The 23,354-nt window shown below is 40.5% G+C and carries 22 protein-coding genes; 11 read left to right on the forward strand and 11 right to left on the reverse strand.

Annotated elements, in window-relative coordinates; genetic code table 11:
* Positions 1-7 precede the first annotated feature (7 nt).
* The 3 genes from meaB (at position 8) to CJ263_RS01795 (ending at position 2,862) form a co-directional block, all read left to right on the forward strand.
* Complete coding sequence (gene meaB, locus CJ263_RS01785) at positions 8-991, forward strand: methylmalonyl Co-A mutase-associated GTPase MeaB (protein ID WP_229702351.1); 984 nt, start codon at positions 8-10, stop codon at positions 989-991.
* A gap of 70 nt (positions 992-1,061) precedes the next feature.
* A complete protein-coding gene (locus tag CJ263_RS01790) occupies positions 1,062-2,021 on the forward strand; it encodes a glycosyltransferase family 2 protein (RefSeq protein ID WP_094995690.1) in 960 nt (319 codons plus the stop codon).
* The gene (locus CJ263_RS01795) at positions 2,005-2,862 is read left to right on the forward strand and encodes a lysylphosphatidylglycerol synthase transmembrane domain-containing protein (RefSeq protein ID WP_094995691.1); all 858 of its coding nucleotides are present in this window, start codon (positions 2,005-2,007) and stop codon (positions 2,860-2,862) included. Before CJ263_RS01790 ends, CJ263_RS01795 begins: the two co-directional genes overlap by 17 nt.
* Before the next feature lie 99 nt (positions 2,863-2,961).
* Here CJ263_RS01795 and CJ263_RS01800 read toward each other — a convergent pair whose 3' ends face one another.
* The 9 genes from CJ263_RS01800 to mazG form a co-directional block, all read right to left on the reverse strand.
* The gene (locus CJ263_RS01800) at positions 2,962-3,729 is read right to left on the reverse strand and encodes a LytR/AlgR family response regulator transcription factor (protein ID WP_233726882.1); all 768 of its coding nucleotides are present in this window, start codon (positions 3,727-3,729) and stop codon (positions 2,962-2,964) included.
* On the reverse strand, positions 3,695-4,576 hold the full coding sequence (locus CJ263_RS01805; protein ID WP_229702350.1) for a sensor histidine kinase: 882 nt from the start codon (positions 4,574-4,576) through the stop codon (positions 3,695-3,697). The genes CJ263_RS01800 and CJ263_RS01805 overlap by 35 nt, the downstream gene beginning before the upstream one ends.
* A 214-nt stretch (positions 4,577-4,790) precedes the next feature.
* Complete coding sequence (locus CJ263_RS01810; RefSeq protein WP_094995693.1) at positions 4,791-5,720, reverse strand: hypothetical protein; 930 nt, start codon at positions 5,718-5,720, stop codon at positions 4,791-4,793.
* Positions 5,717-6,139: an ABA4-like family protein gene (locus CJ263_RS01815; protein WP_094995694.1), complete on the reverse strand. Its 423-nt coding sequence runs from the start codon at positions 6,137-6,139 to the stop codon at positions 5,717-5,719. The genes CJ263_RS01810 and CJ263_RS01815 overlap by 4 nt, the downstream gene beginning before the upstream one ends.
* A gap of 170 nt (positions 6,140-6,309) precedes the next feature.
* Positions 6,310-7,974, reverse strand: a complete 1,665-nt coding sequence (locus CJ263_RS01820) for an ArnT family glycosyltransferase (RefSeq protein ID WP_094995695.1) — start codon at positions 7,972-7,974, stop codon at positions 6,310-6,312.
* On the reverse strand, positions 7,971-8,540 hold the full coding sequence (locus tag CJ263_RS01825) for a phosphatase PAP2 family protein (protein ID WP_094995696.1): 570 nt from the start codon (positions 8,538-8,540) through the stop codon (positions 7,971-7,973). The genes CJ263_RS01820 and CJ263_RS01825 overlap by 4 nt, the downstream gene beginning before the upstream one ends.
* A gap of 2 nt (positions 8,541-8,542) precedes the next feature.
* The gene (locus CJ263_RS01830) at positions 8,543-8,770 is read right to left on the reverse strand and encodes a hypothetical protein (RefSeq protein ID WP_094995697.1); all 228 of its coding nucleotides are present in this window, start codon (positions 8,768-8,770) and stop codon (positions 8,543-8,545) included.
* A gap of 45 nt (positions 8,771-8,815) precedes the next feature.
* A complete protein-coding gene (locus CJ263_RS01835) occupies positions 8,816-10,189 on the reverse strand; it encodes an MATE family efflux transporter (RefSeq protein ID WP_373288281.1) in 1,374 nt (457 codons plus the stop codon).
* A gap of 55 nt (positions 10,190-10,244) precedes the next feature.
* Positions 10,245-11,021: a nucleoside triphosphate pyrophosphohydrolase gene (gene mazG, locus CJ263_RS01840; RefSeq protein ID WP_094995699.1), complete on the reverse strand. Its 777-nt coding sequence runs from the start codon at positions 11,019-11,021 to the stop codon at positions 10,245-10,247.
* Positions 11,022-11,137: 116 nt separating this feature from the next.
* Between mazG and CJ263_RS01845 the strand changes: the two genes are divergently transcribed.
* Genes CJ263_RS01845 through CJ263_RS01860 form a run of 4 tightly spaced genes read left to right on the forward strand, consistent with a single transcriptional unit; the run spans position 11,138 to position 15,017 of the window.
* A complete protein-coding gene (locus CJ263_RS01845; RefSeq protein WP_094995700.1) occupies positions 11,138-11,968 on the forward strand; it encodes a sugar phosphate isomerase/epimerase family protein in 831 nt (276 codons plus the stop codon).
* On the forward strand, positions 11,969-13,621 hold the full coding sequence (locus CJ263_RS01850; protein ID WP_094995701.1) for an N-acyl-D-amino-acid deacylase family protein: 1,653 nt from the start codon (positions 11,969-11,971) through the stop codon (positions 13,619-13,621). It abuts the gene before it with no gap.
* A gap of 34 nt (positions 13,622-13,655) precedes the next feature.
* On the forward strand, positions 13,656-14,540 hold the full coding sequence (locus CJ263_RS01855) for an SMP-30/gluconolactonase/LRE family protein (RefSeq protein ID WP_094995702.1): 885 nt from the start codon (positions 13,656-13,658) through the stop codon (positions 14,538-14,540).
* Between the two features lie 18 nt (positions 14,541-14,558).
* Positions 14,559-15,017, forward strand: a complete 459-nt coding sequence (locus CJ263_RS01860; protein ID WP_094995703.1) for a DUF1569 domain-containing protein — start codon at positions 14,559-14,561, stop codon at positions 15,015-15,017.
* A gap of 7 nt (positions 15,018-15,024) precedes the next feature.
* On the opposite strand, the gene CJ263_RS01865 is transcribed toward CJ263_RS01860, so the two are convergent.
* Positions 15,025-15,489: a hypothetical protein gene (locus CJ263_RS01865; RefSeq protein ID WP_094995704.1), complete on the reverse strand. Its 465-nt coding sequence runs from the start codon at positions 15,487-15,489 to the stop codon at positions 15,025-15,027.
* A 491-nt stretch (positions 15,490-15,980) separates the two neighbouring features.
* On the opposite strand from CJ263_RS01865, the gene CJ263_RS01880 reads away from it, so the two are divergent.
* Genes CJ263_RS01880 through CJ263_RS01895 form a run of 4 tightly spaced genes read left to right on the forward strand, consistent with a single transcriptional unit; the run spans position 15,981 to position 19,932 of the window.
* A complete protein-coding gene (locus CJ263_RS01880; protein ID WP_094995706.1) occupies positions 15,981-16,703 on the forward strand; it encodes an MIP/aquaporin family protein in 723 nt (240 codons plus the stop codon).
* 9 nt (positions 16,704-16,712) lie between these two features.
* A complete protein-coding gene (locus CJ263_RS01885) occupies positions 16,713-17,597 on the forward strand; it encodes an alpha/beta hydrolase (RefSeq protein ID WP_094995707.1) in 885 nt (294 codons plus the stop codon).
* 36 nt (positions 17,598-17,633) lie between these two features.
* Positions 17,634-18,305, forward strand: a complete 672-nt coding sequence (locus CJ263_RS01890) for a GDSL-type esterase/lipase family protein (RefSeq protein WP_229702349.1) — start codon at positions 17,634-17,636, stop codon at positions 18,303-18,305.
* Between the two features lie 10 nt (positions 18,306-18,315).
* The gene (locus CJ263_RS01895) at positions 18,316-19,932 is read left to right on the forward strand and encodes a family 20 glycosylhydrolase (protein WP_094995708.1); all 1,617 of its coding nucleotides are present in this window, start codon (positions 18,316-18,318) and stop codon (positions 19,930-19,932) included.
* Positions 19,933-19,979: 47 nt separating this feature from the next.
* On the opposite strand, the gene CJ263_RS01900 is transcribed toward CJ263_RS01895, so the two are convergent.
* A complete protein-coding gene (locus CJ263_RS01900; RefSeq protein ID WP_094995709.1) occupies positions 19,980-23,330 on the reverse strand; it encodes an amidohydrolase family protein in 3,351 nt (1,116 codons plus the stop codon).
* Positions 23,331-23,354: the final 24 nt, after the last annotated feature.

The raw sequence follows: 23,354 nt of genomic DNA on the forward strand, positions 1-23,354 counted from the left end.
AGGCACTTTGGATGCCAACTTTGTAGATCATTTGACGCAGGGCGTCCTAACAAATAATACTACGGTCTTGGCCCAAGCGATTACCTTAATCGAAAGCGCAAAAACAGAACATCAAAAGATAGCGGTCAAACTTCTTGAAAAATGTATCGGCCACCAAACGGAATCCATCAGGATTGGAATTACCGGAGTACCAGGAGTAGGAAAAAGCACTTTTATCGAAAGTTTTGGCAAACTTCTATTAAGTAAAGGGAAGAGAGTGGCCGTGCTCTCTGTAGATCCCTCGAGCAATGAAACAAAAGGGAGTATTCTCGGAGATAAGGTCAGAATGGAATCGTTGGCCAAAGAGCAGCATGCTTTTATCAGACCTTCCCCAACCGGTGGTTCTTTAGGCGGGGTGGCCCGAAAAACTAGGGAGACCATCATTCTTTTGGAGACGGCGGGCTATGATATTATTTTAATCGAAACCGTAGGTGTGGGACAAAACGAAACGACGGTTAGGGATATGACCGATTTCTTTTTACTTCTAAAGCTACCTGGTGCAGGTGACGAACTCCAAGGTATAAAAAGAGGGGTTATGGAAATGGCCGATGCCATCGCTATCAACAAAGCTGATGGACACAACAAGAAACCCGCAGAATCTGCCAAAATGGAATTTAGCCGGGCTTTGCACTTATTTGCCGCAAAAGATAATGGATGGGTTCCTAAAGTAATGACCTGTTCAGCTGTAGAAAACAAAGGATTAACTTCTATTTGGTCATGCATTGAAAACTTTGTGACCCTATCCAAGGAGAACGGATTTTTTGAACAAACCAGAAAACATCAGAATAAAAAATGGCTTAGAGAACATATTAATCATATCCTGCTCAGGGATTTTTATGAGCATCCCGATATTTCAAAGGCCCTATCAGTACTTGAAAAAAAAGTGGTCGACGGTGAAATTACACCTTTTAGGGCGGCCGAGAATCTCGTAAAAAACTATCGGGAAACTTAGAACAGGAAATCCACTTATTCCAGTATAAGGATAAAAACTTAACTTTGCCCCTTAACCCAAAAACCGCTTAATGGATATTGTTACTCCTTCCCTACTCTCCGTCGTAGTCCCTCTTTACAATGAGGAAGACAATGTTGTCCTACTGACGCAGAAAATCCATGAAAGCCTTATTGGTTACAATTACCAAATCATATACATAGACGATTTTTCAACGGACAATACCAAAAAGGTGGTCAAGGCCATGGAGGACGGTAAGGTCCATTTGATCGAGCTTAAGAAAAACTACGGTCAAAGTTTGGCCTTGGCTGCTGGGATAGACTATGCCGAAGGAGAATATATAATAACGATGGACGGAGACCTGCAAAATGATCCTAGCGATATTCCACAAATGCTAACGCATGCGGTAAACGAGGATTATGATTTGGTTACCGGCATCCGTCAAAAACGAAAAGATTCCCTTGTAAAAAAAATACCTTCCAAAATAGCCAACTACTTAGTGCGTAGGGTAACAAAATTGGATATTAAGGATAATGGCTGTGCCTTAAAAATATTTACTAGGGATATCGCAAAGGATTTGAACCTTTATGGTGAAATGCATCGCTTTATTACGCTGTTGGCCCATTTGGAGGGCGCACAGATCAAACAAGTACCGGTAAAACATCATGCCCGTCATGCCGGTGTCTCCAAGTACGGTCTGGAACGTGTTTTCAAGGTAGTTGCGGATATGATGCTCCTACTCTTTATCAGGAAATATTTTCAAAGGCCGATTCACCTATTCGGAATCTTTGGTTTTCTCTTGATCATTCTGGGTGTGCTTATAAATATCTACTTATTGATCGTAAAGTTTGGATTGGGAGAGGATATTGGAAACAGACCCTTGCTAACTTTTGGACTGATGTTTATTTTAGGGGGCATACAACTGTTCACCATAGGAATTGTAATGGAGCTTTTAATCAGGACCTATTATGAATCCCAAAAAAAGAGACCTTATCGAATAAAAAAAGTAAGCATCGGTGGCAAATCCTCGTAAGACCTTCACCACTATTCTTAAGGTTTCGATAAGTATTTTGCTTGTCTATTTTATTTTTACCAAAATCGATGTTTCGGAAGTATTACGTACCCTGAAAAGGAGTCATCCTATTTATCTTTTGGTGGCTATCCTGTTATTTTTGGTTTCGAAAATCATTGCCTCCTTTAGACTAAATTCCTATTTCCATCAACTTGGAATCCCTTTGTCCCAAAAAAGCAATTTAAAACTTTATCTACTGGGGATGTTCTACAATCTTTTCCTTCCCGGCGGGATTGGAGGCGATGCCTATAAGGGCTACGTGATCAAAAAGACTTTCGAGGTGCCTACTAAACGCGTGGTTAGTATTTTGGTGCTGGACCGACTCAGTGGCCTGCTATTGCTTTTTGTTTATGCCTGTATTCTTCTTTTGGCATTGGAAAATCAGGTTCTGGAATCCTATTGGTGGGTGTTTTTGATTTTAATACCACTGTCCGTTGGTGTCTTCTATTTTTTGAACAAAAAATTCTTCAATTATGTACTACCCATTTTTTGGAAATCCGTTGGGTATTCCGCTATGGTGCAACTGGCCCAGCTGTTCTGTGTGCTATGTATCATGAGGGCACTTTCCATTGAAGGCAATACTATTGCTTACCTTGTGATATTTTTGGTTTCTTCTATTGTATCCGTTGTTCCTTTGACCATTGGAGGTTTGGGTAGTAGGGAAGTCACCTTTTTCTACGGTGCCGCTTTACTGAACCTGGAAGAAAGTACCTCCGTAGGGATTAGTGTGGTGTTCTTTTTGATTACCGCTTTGGTTTCGCTCACGGGAATATTTTTTCATTTTAAGAAAATTAAATTGTAAATACTTCCAGTTTAAAATAAAATTTCAAAGATTAGACTATTAAGTGTATATGTAATTATTCAACAAGCTATACGAGTTAATGAATACTAAGAATCAAACCTAGGTATTCAACCAATCCTTAAAATCACTTGTTTTTGGACGGCTAACAATAAATTCTTGGTCACGTGAATTGGTAATGGAGAGTTTCACCCGGTGGTTGAAATAGGAGTCTATTTTTTCAATGGAATTTTTGGCCACAATTTGCCCACGGTTTATTCTGAAGAATTTATTGGGGTCCAACGAATCGAAAAGTTCGTCTATGGTTTCATTGATAATAAAGCGTTTGCCCAAAGTCACGCCAAATGTAACGCTATCCTCCGAATAGCAATACAAAAGCTCCGATATTTTGACTTGAAGGAATCCACTCCCTTCTTTGACCAATATGCCTTCCCTTGTAGGAGTTGTTTGAAAACTACCGAGAAGCTGTTTCAAAATGGCGGGATCGATGGAATTCGGTTTATTGGACTTTTTAAATTTATCAAGTGCCTTCTTCAAATCATCATGTTGTATTGGCTTTAGCAGATAATCCACGCTATTCACCTTAAATGCCTGTATGGCATATTGATCAAAGGCTGTTGTAAAAATAATGGGAGCATCGATATCGATTTTCTGAAAAATCTCAAAACTTAAGCCATCGGCCAATTGGATGTCCATAAACAGCAAATCAGGTAGGGCATTACTCTTAAACCACTGGATAGTATCTTCTACCGTATCTATTATGGACAACAATTCATGTTCAAAATCACATGCCGTTAACATACGCTGCAATTGATTTGCCGCTCTGGCTTCATCTTCAATAATCAGTATTTTCATTGCTAATCTTTTCATCTGACACTTTTACCAAGGGAAGGGTTACCCTAAATCGATTTCCATCATTGTTGATCTCAAGGGATTCACCGGAAATTAACCCATACCGCTTTTCTATATTAGTGAGTCCGACCTTTGTTGATGGTAATTGTGTGGATTTTGGTTGAATCCTATTATCCACCGTCAATTTATTCTCTTTGACAACAACATTTATTATTAAGGGTTTCGCTTTGGATATTACGTTATGCTTAATCGCATTTTCCAATAATAGCTGAAGGCTCATGGGCACTATCATGGATTCATACGAAGTTTCAGGAATATTCCAATTTAACTTCAAATTAGTACCGAAGCGCTCTGATTGTATGTGAATATAAGCTTTGGCAAACTTTAGCTCCTCCCGAAGTGAAATGAGATTTGTATTACCAGCTTCCAACAAAAAGCGATACATATCGGATAATTTGTCCACAAACTCCTTTGCATCTTCTTTTGAATTTTGGTCAATGATATCGCGTAAGGTATTCAGGGTATTAAAGAAAAAGTGTGGTTGAGCCTGATTTCTCAATGCGTCAAGCTGTGCCTGTACAATCGCCTGTTTGGATTTCTCCTCCTGCCTTATGGATTTTTTAAGCCGTATGTTGTAATAAATAGCTTCATAGATCGCCATGGTCATTATGGTGATTAAAATAATAGGTAGAAGCATTTTAATTCTAGAAATCTCATCTCCGTAATGAAAACCTGGAATTAATGACAACAAATTACCACCTAAAAAATCCACAAGAACGACCGTGCAGGTTATGGCAAGGAAAAATAGCACGATTCGCTTGGCATCATCACGAAAGGCAGGGTATTTTCTGCGTAAATAAATCATTATCGCACGATTTATGAGCCAATCAATTGTTGTGAAGAAAAGTGACACTACCCAACTTATAATAGCCTCGACAAGAGAGACCATTACCAGTGAAGTACTGAAAAGGTATGCCGTAACTATACTTAGAATAAAAATACCAACTACAGAAAACCAGAAGTCATTAAATCCTAAATATTTAATACGTTTTTCTTTGTTAAATAACATTGGACGCTTATTACGATGCTATGAATGGAATACCTTGTTTCGCTTGGTAAAAAATATAGCCAATCATAAAAGAAAACATTAAGGTGAATAAGATAACAAGCATAAGTTGTTTTCTTTGGGAAAATTTCCATTTATGACCAAGCCATACAGCGAATAACGGAATTATCTGAATACTATGCAATGCGAAGAAATGGGCAACCCTTAAATCCCCACCTTTTGTACTCCAATTGACCAAAGGTAGGCCAGCCTCTCCATCGGGTATGGCCACATTATGCCCCATTTGACCGATCATCTGTCCACCAACCCAGCTACCGAAAAGAACAATTAGCCAACCTAGTAAAATGGCCCATTGTAGCGGTTTTGTGGTCTTTAATTTTAAACGTATTGTATCGACAATGAACAAGACCATCGTTAATACGTTGATACCAACAAAAACACCCATCAACATAAAAAGAATACCGTCAAGGGGAGTAGCAATGTTGTAATGGCTTTGTACGCCCCTAGAACCTTGGTACAGGATAATAAGAAACTCCAATAATAAGGACCACGTAGTAATATGGTTGATAAGATTCTTTTTCCTTTTGGAGTATGGATATTTGGTAATCAAATATCCCACGGTTAGTAAGTAGAGTGATATGGAAATAGAAAATTTTAATGGCTTTAACCAAACGCTAACTCCCATTAAGGTTCTTTCGTCAATGAACAGACCAATTAAGCATCCTATCCCCATTATTGTGATGACCATGGCTACCCAGAATAATATCGGACTTTCTTTTTTGACTTTCGTGAATAGTTTTCCGATTGTTTGTTGAAAGCTACCCCAAGGCGTTAATTCATTATTGGAGACATGACTATTTTCAACTAATGTTTGTGTGTAAGAGTCCATATTATTTTCGTTTACATTATTTGCTGTTAATCCTGAATAATTTTCGTAATTCATCCCACATTGTTTTTTATGGTTTTAATAGTCCAGAACAAAAGGAAACCTAAAGGCCCAAACATAAAAGTGAAGAAAAGACAAGGTGCCATAAGAGCCTTATGAATTCCCAATTCCTTGTTTTGATCTATCATCCACATACCCACTAGAAGATCAAATGCGAGATAATGAATCCAACCGGCAAGAACAGCATGTTCCTCAGTAAATAAATTCATGACAGATCCAAGACTCCCAAAGTCCATAAGTCCATTATCCATCATCGATTGAATGATGTAAAAAATATAAATTGCAGAGAGCGCTAAAGGGATTACCTTGAAATCGATCAAGTATCTGGTCAATTTCCACTTCGGCAAGAATATCATCAATAGCCACATGGGCATAACGATGAAGTTTGCAAGCGAGAACATAGTAGTTGGTGTCATTTTAAAGTTTTTTAGGATATAATTATGTCCCAAAAATGTGGACAAACCATCACTTTAAAAATGACTTTATGCTGAACCGTCGCTTAACCGTATTGAAACGTCAAGAAGGGTTTAAAATGGAATGATTTTAGTTTTAACTCGTAGGAGTATGTCGAAAGAGCATGAAGCCCTTAAGGTTGTTTCAGATGTACCAAGTACATTTTATTCACCACTTTATTTCGGGTATTGGGATTGAGAAACTTTCCTTGAAGACGTGTTATCCTAAATTGATCTACGGTTAATTGTCTATCCCAGTCCAAGGGAGATTCCCTTATTTTTTCCAATTCTTCCGAATTGACATACACCCAAATATCCTTTTTGTTCCCTATTTCCGTAAGAGTACTTATTTGAACCGGATATTTATTATAAAAATCCAACGCCCAGGTATGGTCGTTACCAATCTTATAAATTTTATCCACCGGAATATTGTTTTCCGCTATCAATTTTGACATATTGGAACCTCCCTGATATTTTAGGAGGTTGGGATAAAAATGCAGATTCAAAACAGCATTTAAGAGTAACGAGGCAAAAACTGAAACCGTAATCAGTCTTGCATAGACCCTCTCCGTTTTCAAGGCAAAAAAGACGATTACCAAACCGCCTCCACAAAGGAGAATTGGAATTAGTAATCCATCGAACTTAAAGACAAAAAAACAGATTAGGGTGGAGGCCATAAATACTACGGACAAAATAAAGTATTGTACCCACAGGAGAATCTTTGTCATTTTCTGTTTATCAAACCGATACAAATTGTACATATAGGAGGCGGTAAGTACAGAAAACAGGGGAATGGTCACATTCAGGTAATGGGGCAATTTAAACTGGGCGAAGCTTATCAAAATAAAAACCAAGGTTATTCCACCCAAGGTCAAAAATTCATATTTTGGATTGTGCTTGAATTTTAATTTGAAAAAGGTTTTGGTACGACACCAAAAAGCAGTCAATGCCAAGATGGTCCAAGGAAGAAACACCCATAAGAACGTGTGGAAGAAGAAAAAATAATCACTACTGTTTTTGCCTATGCCCTCCCCGCTCATACGCTCAAAACTCTGTTCCCAAAAAATAAAAAAGATGCCACTGCGGTTATCCCTCCCCCGAATTACCTTTTCAGGATGCAAGTCAAATTGCAAATAATAGGCATACAACATGGGGGCTATGGTCAGCCCAAAAATTACCAAAGCCAAGAGTACTTTCCAACTTAAAAATCGATACCATTTTCGGGTATATGCAAGGTGACATAAAATAGGCAACCCGATAACCACTAAGGCAATTTGTCCCTTTGTAGAAAAGGCCATTCCCGCACCAAAGCCTCCCAATAAAACGGACAGTAAAGTTCCTTTTTCTATGTACACTGCCAATTGCCAAATGGCGAAAACAGTGAATCCGGTCAATACGGCATCGGTACGTACATCGATTGCTCCCAAAACAATGGTCTGGGCGGTCATGAAAATAAGCGCTGCCAATTTTCCCGTATGGACATTGTAGAGCAATTTCCCAAGGCCGTAGCAGCTATAGGCGCCCAAAAGGGTTGCCAAAATACCGGGAATCCGGTATGCCCAATCGTGAATACTAAAAATCTTATAGGAAAGCGCAGCCAGCCAGTAATGCATATGCGGCTTGTCCAAGTACTCGTTGGGGCCCTTAAACAAGTTGATGAAATCGTTCTCGTTGACCATGCGCATGGCCATGACTGCGAATTGGGCGGAATCGTTCTCAAAAAGGGTCACAAAGCTTCCGGCGATATAAACCAAAACAATGAGAACCACTAAAAACCAATACCTTAGGTTGGATATCATAAAGAGAATTTCCGATGTGCAAATATAAATAACTTTGCAAACAACCATCCCAAGAAACTTCCAATCAAGGCACCGGTCATTACATCCAAAGGAAAATGCACACCGATATAAATCCGACTATATGCCACCAACAAGGCCCAGAAAACAAGAGCCAAACCTATATATCTGATTTGGGAACGCAACATAAAACCAAAAAAAATGGCCAAGGCAAATGAATTGGAGGCGTGTGCCGAATAGTAACCGTATTTTCCCCCGCAATAGCTCTTTACCAATCGCATGATGGAACTCACTTCCAGATCATGGCAGGGCCGTAACCTGGCCACACCATATTTAAAAAAGTTGCTCAACTGATCGGATACCGTAATCAGCAACCCGACTGATATCACCAACACCAAAGTTCCTTTAAAACCAAATTTTCTAAAAGAAAGAATCAAAAGAAAAAGATAAAGGGGAATGGCACTGAATTTATTGGAAATAAACTGCCAAAATGTATCCCAAGTGGGGCTACCCAACCCATTTAAGTATATAAATACATCCTTATCAAACTGAAGGAGCTGATCGAGCATACCTATTCTTCGTATCTGGATACTTCGCGGTCATAAAATGCAGTTGCCGCCTCTATTAGATTCTCGGCCTCGTTTTCCAATTCCTTTTCATCCTCTTTGGAGAACTCTTCCAACCATTCCACCTCATCATTTTCAAGGTTGATTATAAATCTAGGGTAATCCGTATGGATAACGAAAATAGCATTGGGATAATCCGTATTATCGCCTAATATAAACTTGGGTAAATCCATTCCTGTTTATTTACTAAAATTAAAGGTAAACTTACGTTCAAAACATTATTCGTTTTGAATCAATTTTTGGGTTAAATAATTAAATCGAATATACAACATAATCGCAGATGCCGTAAGACCGGTCAAAAGCCCTACCCAAATTCCCACACTCTCCAAGGAGGTATGTAAACCCAGATAATAGGAGATGGGAAAACCAATCAACCAGTACGCCACAAAGGTAATAAAGGTTGGAATCTTAACATCCTGTAAACCCCGTAAAGCACCCAAAACGACTACTTGGACGCCATCCGAAATTTGAAAGAAGGCCGCAACCAACAACAATTGCGAAGCCAATAGGATTACTTCGGTATTGTCCGCAAAATTCATCATGTCATCCACGTCCAAATACAACGTGGGAAACCATTTTCTTCCTAAAACGAACAAAAGAGCAAAAGCAAATTCCAATAATAGGGTAAGGAAAAAAATGGATTGAGCCAACCTACGAAGTTCCTTAAAGTTCTTAAGTCCCTTCTGATTTCCTACCCGTATCATGGCCGCAACCCCTAGCCCTATTCCGAACATGTAGGTCATACTGCTCAAATTCAATGCAATTTGATTGGCGGCCTGCGGATTCTTCCCCAATACCCCACTCAACCAAATGGCCGATGTAAAAATGGCTACTTCAAAAAACATTTGTAAAGCCGATGGAAACCCTAGGGAAATTATTTTTTTAATGACACGTTTTTCTATACTTCTAAAATTGAACCCCGTGACATAATCGTGGAATTTTTTTTTGTTTTTAAGAAGCATCCATAAATAGAATACCATGACCACCCTGGCAATCAGCGTACCCAAGGCCGCACCTACAATACCCAGTTTGGGAAATCCGAAGGAACCAAAAATCAAAAGATAATTTAGCGTAATGTTTACCACATTGGCAATGATGGTTGCATACATAGGATACCTAGTCTGCGACAATCCTTCCGAAAACTGCTTAAAGGCCTGAAAAACGATAAGGGGAACCAATGAAAAAGCTACAAGATCCAAGTATGGCAAGGCAAGTGCAACAACTTCTTCGGGCTGTTTCATCAAATACATGATGGGTTTAGCCAAAAGAATCAACCCGAACAGAGAGAAACCCAAGACGGTACAAAGTACCAATCCATGTTTTAGGGCACTCTTTGCATTTCCTTTATTTCCTGCCCCATCGGCCTCCGCGACCAAAGGGGTGATAGCCGTTGAAAAACCAATGCCCAAGGACATGGCAATGAAGACAAAGCTGTTCCCTAACGAAACGGCCGCCAATTCTGCCGTACCCAATTGGCCCACCATTATATTATCTGCAAACTGAACAAAGGTATGTCCTAGCATCCCCAAAATTACAGGTACGGAAAGCTTAATATTATATGCGAATTCTTTTGTGTAAGTGGAGAACACCAGCGGAAATTTAGAAGCCCAAAGATACTTTTATAAAAATAATTTTACCGGATTTGCCTTAATCTATTTCCTTGGCCTTGTTCCAATAGATATCCATCTCCTCCAAGCTCATATCTTTCAAGGAATTTCCCATTTTTTCTGCCTCCCCTTCCAAAAATTGAAATCGCTTGGAAAATTTTTTATTGGTCCGTTCCAGAGCGTTCTCCGGATTGATTCCCAAAAAACGGGCATAATTAATCATGGAGAAAAGCACATCACCAAATTCCGCTTCTATCTTGTCGCTGTTCGCTTGTGAGACTTCCTCCTGCAGCTCACCCAGTTCTTCCTGTAGTTTTTCAAAAACCTGTTCCGGTTGCTCCCAATCAAACCCTACACCGGCTACCTTATCTTGAATCCTATTGGCCTTTACCATAGCGGGCAGACTTCTTGGAACGCCCTGTAAAACACTTTTCTTACCTTCCTTTAGCTTTATTTTCTCCCAATTTTGTTTTACCTCTTCCTCATTTTCCACTTTTACGTCTCCATATATATGCGGATGTCTATTGATAAGCTTCTCACAAATACCATTAGCTACATCGGCAATATCAAAACTCCCCTTTTCCGAGCCTATCTTGGCATAAAAAACAATATGCAATAGCAAATCGCCAAGCTCGCCCTTTATTTCGTTCAAATTATCATCTAGGATGGCATCTCCCAATTCATACGTTTCCTCAATGGTCAAATGTCTGAGGCTTTCCATGGTTTGCTTTTTATCCCATGGGCATTGTTCACGCAACTCTTCCATAATGGTTAGCAAACGATCAAATGCCTTTAATTGTTCTTCCCTGGTATTCATTCCATCCGTTTTCGCAAAAGTACGAATCTCTTCACATAGGGGATGTTGTTAATTTTATTACCTTAGAAGACTCCGATTATTATATTGGAATTGAATTAAAACCACTATCAAGATTAATGAAAAGAAGAAATTTTTTAGTCCGCTCGTCTCTATTTTCCGCAGGTACCATGCTATTGCCATCCCTAAGTTTTGCTTCTGAGACCACTCAAAAATTCGGGGTACAACTATATAGTTTTAGGGACGAAATGGCCAAGGATCCCTTGGGAACCCTAGAACAAATCGCCGCTATAGGGATTAAGGAAATTGAGTCGGCCAAAAGTAGTAAAGGACATTATTACGGTCTATCCCCTAAAAGTATGAAACAGGCCTGCGAGGATTTGAGTATGACATTGGTAAGTGGGCATGTTCATTTGGACAAGGATTTTGAAAGAACCATGGAGGAAGCCGTTGCCTCCGGTCAGGACTACTTAATATGCTCGTCCATGCCCTCTAATGGACAAACCGTGGATAATTACAAAAAGGTAGCGGAGGAATTCAACAAAGCAGGGGAAGCCTGTCAAAAACTGGGCATCAAATTTGGCTACCACAACCATGAATACGAATTTGAATCGGACCAAGACCAAGTACTTTACGATGTGCTCATGGACCATACCGAACCGGATTTGGTGCATATGGAACTCGATTTGGGTTGGGTCGTTGTCGCCGGTAAGGACCCCTTGGATTATTTTAAGAAATACCCGGGTCGTTTTCCTTTGTGGCATCTAAAGGATATGAATATGGTCGAAAAAGAAAGTACCGAATTTGGTAAGGGCGGGTTGGACATTGAAGCCATGTTGAAAAATCAGGAATTATCCGGGGTGAAACACATTCTAATTGAACAGGAGGAATATGCCAGTACCCCTTTGGAAAGCATGCAACACAATATGGATTTTCTTAACAACCTTTAGATGTCAAAACAATACATTCTCGTTCTAACGTTGTTACTTGCGCTTGTAGCGGCCTGCAAAAATCAGGAAAAGACCTCCTATGATATCGTGATACGAAATGGTCAGATTTTGGACGGTTCCGGCAAATCTGCTTTCATTGGTGATATTGCCATTAATGCCGATACCATTGCTGCCATAGGGAAACTGGATAAGGCTCAAGGAAAACAAGAAATCTATGCCACGAACCTTGCTGTGGCCCCGGGCTTCATCAACATGCTAAGTTGGGCGAATGTGGCCTTATTGGAAGACGGACGCTCCCAAGGAGACATACGACAAGGAGTGACTCTGGAAGTACTTGGTGAAGGTTCATCCATGGGACCATTGAGCGAGGAAATGAAAAAAGACATGAAGGAAGGCCAGGGCGATATCCAATACGATATACCATGGACATCCCTTGGGGAATATTTAAACTATTTGGAAGAAAAGGGAATATCCACCAATGTGGCTTCCTTTGTTGGGAATGCCACCTTACGGGAATATGCCATTGGCATAGAAAAAAGACCTCCTTCCCCAGAAGAAATGGAAACCATGAAAAAGCTCTTGCGCCAAGGAATGGAAGAAGGAGCCATGGGGCTCTCCACCTCATTGATTTATGTTCCTAGCGGACATGCCCAAACCGATGAGATTATTGAATTGGCCAAGGTTGTTTCGGAATATAATGGTATGTACATTTCCCATATCAGGGACGAAGAAGGTGGGCTTCTAGAGGCCATTGATGAATTAATTACCATATCCAAAGAGGCTAATTTGCCTGCGGAAATTTATCATTTCAAAGCTTCGGGAAATGCCAATTGGCATTTGTTGGACAGCGCCATCACCATGGTAAACAATGCCAGGGAAAACGGGTTGGATATTACCACGGATATGTATATGTATAATGCAAGTTCTACAGGTCTTAACGTTGTATTGCCGGCTTGGGCCAAAGAAGGCGGACACAGTTCCACCATTGCCTTAATGGAAAATCCGGCCACCCGAAAAAAAATGATGGACGAGATTGACTTCCACGTACCGCCCGAAAATATTCTGTTGGTCGGTTTTAGAAATAAGGAGTTGAGACATTTAATAGGAAAGACCTTGGCTGAGGTTGCCGAGGAAAGACAAAAATCGGCCAACGAAACCTTGGTAGACCTAATCTATGAAGATGATAGCAGAATTCAAGTGGTCTATTTCTCCATGTCCGAAGAAAACGTGAAAAAGAAATTGAAACTTCCCTACATGAGTATTTGTTCCGATGCTGGTTCTTATACCACGGCGGGAGTCTTTCTCGAGCAAAGCACACATCCACGGGCCTATGGCTCCTTTGCCCGACTATTAGGTCATTTCGTTCGCGAAGGACAAGTTATCCCATTGGAGGAAGCTATTTACAAATTAACTACCCTACCGGCCACCAATTTAAAATTGAAAAAAAGAGGCGCGATAAAGGAAGGGTATTTTGCGGATGTTGTCGTCTTCGACCCCAACACCATCAAGGCAAACGCTACGTTTGAAGAACCTCACCAGTATGCTACCGGAATGAAACATGTTTTTGTAAATGGTGGACACGTACTGAAGGATGGGGAACATACAGGTACCTTTTCAGGTAAGTTCGTAAAAGGTCCCGGTGCAACGAATTAAAATTTAAACAAATACTATAATTATTTACTAATCGATGAAAACCATAAATGCATTTTTAGCTTTACTCCTTTTAAACTCCTGCATTACTGCCCAAGATATTGTACAAGAGGGTGAATCACTTACCTTGGTGTCCGAAGAATTCGAATTTACGGAAGGCCCCGCAGTCGATAAGGAGGGAAATATTTTTTTTACCGATCAACCCAATGACCGAATCTTAAAATGGGACGCTAAGACCAATACCGTTTCAGATTGGATGCACCCGAGCGGAAGGTCCAACGGACTCTATTTTGATAACCAAGGAAACTTGATATCCTGTGCCGATGAAAAAAATCAATTATGGAAAATTGATCCGGAAAAGAATGTTACGGTACTTGTAGAAAAATTTGAAGGAAAATTTCTGGGTGGACCCAATGATGTTTGGGTAGACCCACGAGGAGGAATATACATTACCGATCCCCTTTATAAAAGAGATTGGTGGGAAGATAGAACTCCAGAGGTAGAGAAAAGACGTGTTTACTATCTAGCGCCTGGAAGTAATACACTAACTATAGTAGAGGAAGACTTGGTAATGCCCAATGGTATTGTAGGGTCCAAGAATGGCAAAAAATTATTTATCGCCGATCCAGATGATAAAAAAACATATGTTTATAAAATCAACAAAGACGGAAGCCTTTCTGGCCGGGAACTTTTTTGTGAAATGGGGTCAGATGGTATGACACTGGACAACAAAGGCAACCTTTACCTAACTGGTAATGGAGTCACCGTATTTAATAAATCAGGAGAAAAAATAAAACATATAAAGATTCCAAAAGGATGGACTGCCAATGTTACCCTTGGCGGCCCCAATAGGGACATTCTATTCATAACCGCATTGGATGCGGTCTATACCTTGAAAATGAAGGTTAAAGGAATAAACTAATCCATTAAAAATCTTATCATGGCCTGGAAAAATCTATTTGACAAAAAAGAATCCGAAGAAACTATTGAACGTATACATAAGCTTACTCCTGAGACACAACCTAACTGGGGAAAAATGAATGTTTCACAGATGTTAGCACACTGCAATGTGGCCTATGAAACCACCTTTACGGACAAGTACCCGAAGCCAAAAGGCTTTAAAAAGTTCTTGATCAAGCTATTCGCTAAAAAAGCAGTTGTGGGACCAAAACCATACAAAAGAAATGGTCCTACATCGCCCATTTTCGTTATCAGCAATGAAAGGGACTTTGAAAAAGAAAAAGAACGCCTGATCGGATATATCCAAAAAACCCAGGAATTGGGAGCTGACTATTTTGACGGGAAGGAATCCCACGCTTTTGGTCCGTTAACTAAATCCGAATGGAACGTACTATTTTCCAAACATTTGGACCATCACCTCCAGCAGTTCGGGGTCTGATTTTCAATTATTGTTTTTCGTAGACATAGCTTAAAACTCCGGGCAAGTTTTCTCCCTTACTTTCTGTGAGCACGCTGCCGTTTAAAGTGAGCGTATTAAAATTGAAGTCGTTAAGATTCAGTTGATTGTTTTGAAAAAAATAATTACCTGAGTAAGAAAAAGAAGAAGCGCATTGTACGGCATAAAAATCACCGGTAACCGGTGTTATATTTAGACCCGTTAAGTTAAGGTTCCAAGTATTATCCTCGCTTATAGTTAAGACTCCAGTTAGACATGGTAATTCTTCCACCATATTCATTGAAGCTGTTCCGTCATTATTAGGATCTTGGGGAATACTTATGTTCACCTCGGTTAGATTCCAAGTTCCCACCACTAAAGAATTGTCCACGGGTGTTGTTTCTCCATCATCCGATGAGCAAGAATAAAGAGCAATGAAAAGACAAATGGCTAAAAAGGGTTTTAAGAATTTCATAGTTGACTTTTAAGTAATATTATAAAATTTAAACAAATAAAAAATCCTAACTATTTATTTAACATAGTTAAACAAATAAATTATTTGACCAAATCGAACATTCTCGTGTATTTAATGATAAAACTATTGTTGAGCGGATTACGATCACGCAAATTATAATTATAGACCAAAAATAATCCCGTATTGGCCCGCTCCAACCAAACCTGATATTGGCAGCCAATAACTTATCTGAAGTATTGTGCTGTATGAGTCCCTGTAAATAAACATTAGGTTTAAAGGAATAGGGCAATTGGGTAATCTCTGGTATTTGGTCGGTTATGATTACAGACCAATATACTACATTTTGTTTCGCGATTTATATTTCGGAAGTGGAGCCGTTGGTAGAATTACAAAATTAGTTTTATTGGAAATCTTCACAATACAAGTAAAGAATTCCAAAACCCATTTATCCATCTATTTTTTTTATCTTTTACCTCTTAAACCAACCCATTATGACAGCGTATATTTTTGAATTTATTGGAACCGGAATGCTTATTCTCATCGGTAATGGGGTTGTGGCAAACCTTGTATTAAAGGATACCAAAGGTTCGGATAGTGGCTGGGTAGGCATTTCACTCGCTTGGGGAATCGCCGTGTTTATTGGGGTGTTTATATCTGCGGATGTAAGTGGAGCCCATTTAAATCCTGCAGTAACTGTTGGTCTGGCCACAGCAGGTAAATTTTCTTGGTCTCTGGTCCCCGGTTATATTGTAGCTCAAATTTTGGGCGCAATGATGGGAAATTTTTTAGTCTGGTTAACCTATAAAAAACAATATGATGCCACCGAAGACGAAAGCGCTTTATTGGCAACCTTTAGTACTGCTCCCGCTATTAGAAGTTATGGCTGGAATTTGGTTTCTGAGGCCATAGGAACCTTCGCTCTAGTCTTTGGTGTGTTTTATATTGCCGGTGGAGCCATGGCCAACGAGCCCATATCGTTAGGTTCCTTAGATGCTCTTCCTGTTGCCTTATTGGTAATGGGTATAGGATTTGGATTGGGCGGCCCAACGGGCTACGCGATAAATCCCGCACGTGACCTAGGGCCAAGAATCATGCATGCTATTTTACCCCTGAGAAATAAAGGGAAAAGTGATTGGTCCTATGCTTGGGTTCCCGTATTAGGCCCTATCCTTGGAGCGTTACTGGCCGCTTTGGTATTTATAGTCCTTAATTAAATAGATGATATGAAAAAAATAGCTACAAGTCTTATCCTTTGCATCACGACTACAATTTTTGCACAGGAAATTATTGAATTACCATATGAAACTACCCAAAATGTTTCTTGGGAAGGAGGAGAAAAGGAATATTATTCTGATATATGGCAAACCCAAGTGGTCACAAACGTGTCTACCCCTACCATGGAGGTATTTGCTCCGGAAAATCCCAATGGAACCAGCGTCATTATTGCTCCGGGCGGTGGCCTCTATGCACTAAGTATCAATAGCGAGGGAAACGATGTGGCCAAATGGCTAGTTGAAAAAGGAATTACGGCCTTTGTACTCAAATATAGGTTGGTGCCTACTGGTTCAGACGGTGTACAAGAAATCACCCAAGAGGGAGGCACAAACCCGCAAAAAATTATGCAAAGGGTCGCACCAGTACTTCCCTTGTCCATAAACGACGGGTTGTCCGCCATTGAATATGTGCGGACCAATGCCCAGAAATACAAGCTAGACCCGAATAAAATTGGTTTTATGGGTTTTTCCGCGGGCGGTGCCGTCACCATGGGTGTGGCGTACAACTACAACGAAAAAAATAGGCCTGATTTTATTGTACCCGTATATCCATGGACCACGGCCCAACCTGTTCAGGAAGTACCACAGACTGCCCCTTCTATGTTGGTCATTTGTGCCACGGACGACCCTTTAGGATTGGCCATCGGAAGCATTGAACTCTATTCTTCTTGGCTTAAGGCAAACAAACCTGCAGGACTACACATGTATTCCAAAGGCGGACACGGATTTGGTATGAAGACACAAAATCTACCCTCCGATAATTGGATCCAACGTTTTCATGATTGGTGGAAAGTGGAGATCAGTACAAAGGAAACCAAGGTTGGAAAAATGTAATCCATACTAAAATTTTAATTTAAATACATATAGGATTTGAAGCAAACAGTTAAATCGATTTTCATATTCGCCTTTATACTTTTCGGAATATGGGCCAATGTCAGTGCCCAAGAAAAACCCGCTTTTTCAGAGGAAGTAAAGGCTCTGACACAAAAAAACGACTCCCTTTGGGACAGAAGCAAGGAAACTATAGTTTTTACGGGAAGCTCCAGCATCCGGAAATGGGACAATTTGCAAGAATCCTTTCCAAACCATCAGGTTTTGAATATGGGCTTTGGGGGTTCCCAGGCTTCGGACTTGCTATTTTATTTGGATACCTTGGTAATACGTTATAATCCTACCAAGGTCTTTATTTATGAAGGCGACAACGATATTTCGGCCAAAAAAAGACCTCGAGAAATTATCGGTACCACGAAGAGCATTATCGCCAAACTCAAAGCAGGGAACCCAGACGTGAAAATTGTACTGATATCCGCCAAACCAAGTATTAGCCGATGGAACTTGAGAGGAAAATACAGAAGGCTCAACAGAAAATTTGAAAGACTAAGCAAAAAAGATGAAGCCCTGCTTTTCGTCGATGTTTGGAATCCTATGCTAAACGGAAGAAAATTGAAAAAAGATATCTTTATATCCGATGGTTTGCACATGAACTCCAAAGGATATGATATTTGGTACAACACCATGCAACACCTAGTAAATAACCTATAACCCCCTTAAAATGATAAAAACTATTTTTATTAGAAGTCTGTTTTTCCTTTCCCTAGTAATGGTGATTTTGGCTTGCCAAAACGAGCAAAAAAAGCCCAGAATACCAATGCCGGTTACGGATTTGTCAGCGGTAAGCCTTATTCCAAAGCCTGTAAAGACCATAGCCACTAATTCTGCTTTTGCACTTGATCAATTTACGGCTATTTATACGTCAAAAAGTGCCACGGGATTTGATAAAGTGGGCGAATTTTTAGCACAAAAAATTAAGGAGAAAATCAATTTGGACGTACCTGTAAACCAAGAAAGCACCAATACCGTTGACCGTGTAATTTATATTAACCAATCGGACAGTCTCGAATTGAATACTCCAGAAGCCTATCAACTGTACATAAACCAAGACTCCATTATTTTAAATGCCAATACTTCAGAGGGCGCTTTTAGAGGCATCCAGACCCTGCGGCAGTTGGTTCCGGATGTGAGTAACGATACCTTGGCCGAACAAAAAATTTGGCCAATACCTTCAGGGAAAATAACCGACAATCCAAATTTTGGGTATCGAGGCGCCATGTTGGACGTGGCCCGACATTTCTTTAGTGTGGAGGACGTAAAGAAATATATTGACCTATTATCCTATTATAAATTCAATAGTCTTCACCTACATCTATCCGATGATCAAGGATGGCGCATAGAAATAAAATCATGGCCAAAACTTACCGAGATTGGAGGAAGTACCGAAGTAGGTGGAGAATCTGGAGGTTTCTATACTCAAGAAGATTATAAGGAGATTGTGCGGTATGCCCAAGAAAGATATATGACCATTATTCCTGAAATCGATATGCCTGGCCACACAAACTCAGCCTCGGTTTCCTATCCTTTTCTAAACGGTAACGGAAAAACACCAAAGCTTTATGAAGGCATGCAGGTGGGATTTAGCACTTTTGACACTAGAAAAGATACCGTTTATGCTTTCATAGACGATGTGGTACGGGAAATCTCTGAAATGACCCCAGGCCCCTATTTTCATATGGGAGGCGATGAAAGCCATGTCACCAAAAAGAACGACTATATCTACTTTGTCAACAAGGTGGAAAAAATAGTACAAAAGCATGGAAAAAGAATGATCGGTTGGGATGAGATTGCCAATGCAGATATCGATTCCAACGCCATTGCCCAATGGTGGGCCAGTGAAGAAAATGCAAAAAAAGCAGTCGCTAAAAACATGAAGGTAATAGTTTCCCCTGCCAAAAAATCCTATTTGGATATGCAGTATGATTCGCTTACCAAGCTTGGTTTACATTGGGCGGGTTATATTCCTGTGGATACGGCGTACCAATGGACGCCTGAGGATTATGGTATTCCCAAAGAAAACATTTTGGGGACAGAGGCTCCCTTATGGTCGGAGACTATTAGTAATATTGAAGAATTGGAGTATTTGGCATTTCCTCGTGTCATAGGGTATTCTGAACTGGCCTGGACTAAACCTGAAAACAGGAATTGGGAAGACTACAAGGTCAGATTAGGTGACCAAGCCCCATTTTTAGAAAGAAACAATGTGAACTACTACCATTCCCCATTGATTGACTGGAAGAAAAGTAAGTACACGTACGAGACCATAGAAAAGGATTAAAGAATTCTATTTAAAAATAAAAAAAGGCCCTTAAACAGGGCCTTTTTTTATTTTTCTATTCCCGGTACATCAACCGGACCTTTATTATTCCATTCAAAGGGCTCCGCCTCAATTTCGGTTGGCCATGTTACGTTTAGCGTGCCAGCCTCATACACTTTACCATTCTTGATAACATGGGACACCGTGTTTGTATTTCTTAAATCGTCCAACGGATTTTTATCAAGAATTACGATATCGGCCAATTTGCCCGGCTCTAAACTTCCCAAATCACCGTCAAGACCGATGGCTTCCGCACCAATGATGGTCGCTACCTTTAGGGCGTCCATGGGTTTCATACCGCCACTAGCTACTGACCATAACTCCCAATGAAAGCCAAGACCCTGCAATTGTCCATGGCTGCCAATCCCGGCCAAACCACCAGCTTCCACCAAGGACTTCATAAATTCTGCGTGTTTCTTAAATATATGCTCCTCATCCATAAACCAACCTGGTCTTCTCCTACTCTTGCTTGCCAATTCCTTGTACGGTGTATAGTGTTGAAGTTTTTTATCTCCCCAGACATCCTCCCTGGAATAATAGTAATTCTCGGCCCAAGGCCCTCCATAAGAAACCAACAAAGTTGGAGTAACCGCCATTTTGGATTCTGCAATGGTTTTAACCACATCCTCGTAGATGGGATAAATCGGTAAAGAATGCTCATGACCTGGATAACCATCTATGAGTTGGGTCATATTCAATTTAAAATCCAAACCACCTTCCGTTGTGGGCATCAATTTTAATTCCTTACAGGCTTCGATTACCCATTGCCGTTGCTGCCTGTTCCCTACCAAATACATTTTAATGGTCTTGGTATCGAAATAGTCACTGTACTGCCGTAATACATCTTTGGTATGTTCCAAACTTTCCAATTGATAGCCCCAATACCCCAAACCTGGGCCGGTACTGTAAATCCTTGGTCCATCTATCATTCCCGCATCTACCATATCACCGTAGGTCAATACATCCGTAGTGCCGGTCTGGGGATCCCTTGTTGTGGTAACCCCATAGGCCAAGTTGGCGGCGTACATCCACACTTGTTGTTTATGAATGCCCCATGCCGGCCTTAAATGGGCATGCGTGTCCACAAAACCTGGTAATATGGTTTTACCGGACATTTCCATTTCCCTTGTTCCATTGGGAATCTGGATACTTCCAGAAGGACCTACTGATTTAATTCTATTATTCTCGATAAGTATATCACCATTTTCCAAAACCTCATCATCTTTCATTGAAATGATTCGGGCCCCTTTTAGCAACAAGGTACCTTCGGGAATATCCTTTGCATAGCTTACCTTTATTTTATATTCATCTGCCTTGAACTCTGGAAGTTCGGTATCGTCCTTTTTATCCGTAGAATCCTTTTTCTTTTCTTCTTTTTTCTTCTTGGTTACTTCGGCAATACTATCCTTGAATTTTTTCCCTTCGGCCACATCATATACAAAATGACTTGAACCTAAAGACCAGTGGACTTTTTTACTTGTGCCGGACCAAATTGGGAACTCTCCCCCAATCTTGGTCAATTTCATGGCCGGAAATGCTGCTTTGTCCGCCTTAGCTACGGAAACCGTTGGGGTCTTACCGTATTTAGGAATGGTAGCTACATAGATATCATTGTTAATTTTTGTCAAGGCCGAAGTTCCGTCAGGAGAAATGCGGATTTCGTCCGGTTTTGATGATTTGTCCTTATCATCGGCCCCAACGGAATTGGGTAAAACGGCATGATCATCCAGAAAATCTTGGGAACCATAGGTTACAATCCCCTTCAATTTTAGATGTTCCTTTTCATCGGTGCCGTCCCATCGGATGGAGACCAGTCCCTTTTCGGAATCCGTCAAATAGATACGGTCGTCCCCTTTGGTAAAATGTGGTACTGACCTATTCCTTGATTTGTCAATAAAGTTGATTTTGCCTCCATCCTTGGAAATCCATACCAAATCTTCCATATTCCTGCTAGAATACAATCCCAATAAATCCTGAAAAGATTGTGCCGAGCCCCTGTGAAAAGCAATTCGGTCCGAATTGTAAGACCAAGCAGGATACGTATACAGACCAGGTTCTGAAGTAAGTTTAGTTAACCTTGTCCTTCCGTTAACATTTGCCGTGTATAGATGCCCACCCTCTTTTTCCCAAGTAGTAAAAACCAAAGTGGAACCATCCGGCGACCAAGCGGGCTGAGCTTCTATAAAATCATTTTCCGTGACCCTTTTCGGTGTTCCGTTGGGAAAATCCATGATATAGAGTCGGTTCAAGGCGGTAAATGCCAGTTTACGACCATCGGGTGATGGTTTTGCATCCCTAATCTGTGTGGCCAAAGCTTCTTTTGAATCGGCAATGGGATATTTAAATGAAAGTCTTGGGCCCAAATCCAATGCCACATCTACGGAAAAAGGAATTTCCCTTGCATTATTTCCCTCGATGGAAATCGCATAAATCTTTCCTCCATAAGAGGTTATTAATTGTTTACTATCTGGAGTGAAAGACATTGCAGGAAGCACGCCCAAAGGCGCAATGGACTCTTGTTCATCCCTTTGGACAGGATAGGCCAACCAACGCTCATCACCATTATCCAAGTTGCGGAGAATGAGACCTGTTTCCGTCTCGTAACGTGTACCGTATACCAGCCATTTACCGTCCGGGGAAAGGGTTGGAGTAAACGCAGAGCCATACTTGGAGGTAATTACGGCCATCTTACCATCTTCCATGTCATACGTGCCAATTTGATATTGTGGTAGTTGGGCATTATAGTTCCAAGCACTCCGCCTTTGAGAGAAATAGACCAGTTTACCATCCGGACTTATGGCCGGGTCTATAAGTTTGATATTCTCCGGCTCACTTACCAATTGGCTACCAGATCCGCCATCTTTATGATAAATATGGGGCTTAATATTTCTTCTTCCCTTTACACCGATGATATAGTCACCATCTGGAGTCCACTCCGCGGAAAAGAAATTATGTTTTTTTTCCTCTGTAATTTGCTTTTCCTCTTTGGACTGTAAATCGAGGGTCCAAATATTATCCGAACCACTTTTGTCCGAAATAAAAACCAGACTTTTACCATCCGGACTGTATCTAGGATGCACATCATATTGCATACCATTGGTAATTCTCGTGGCCTTTCCACCGGTTATAGGCATTGTATAGATATCCCCCATAAGGTCGAATACGATAGTCTTTCCATCGGGACTTACATCTAGGGAAATCCAAGTTCCCTTGTCTGTGGTAAACGAAATTTTCCTTTCCGGTTCCAAAGGAAGTTCCTTAGTAGCCTGTTTTGTCGTGTCCTTAGATTGTTGGGCCGATAATGAAAGTCCAAACACAAAACACATAACTAGCGGGATGCGGCGTACAAATGTTTTCATTTTTTATAATTTAGAAGAAGTTTC

The sequence above is a fragment of the Maribacter cobaltidurans genome, assembly GCF_002269385.1.
Classification (GTDB): domain Bacteria; phylum Bacteroidota; class Bacteroidia; order Flavobacteriales; family Flavobacteriaceae; genus Maribacter; species Maribacter cobaltidurans.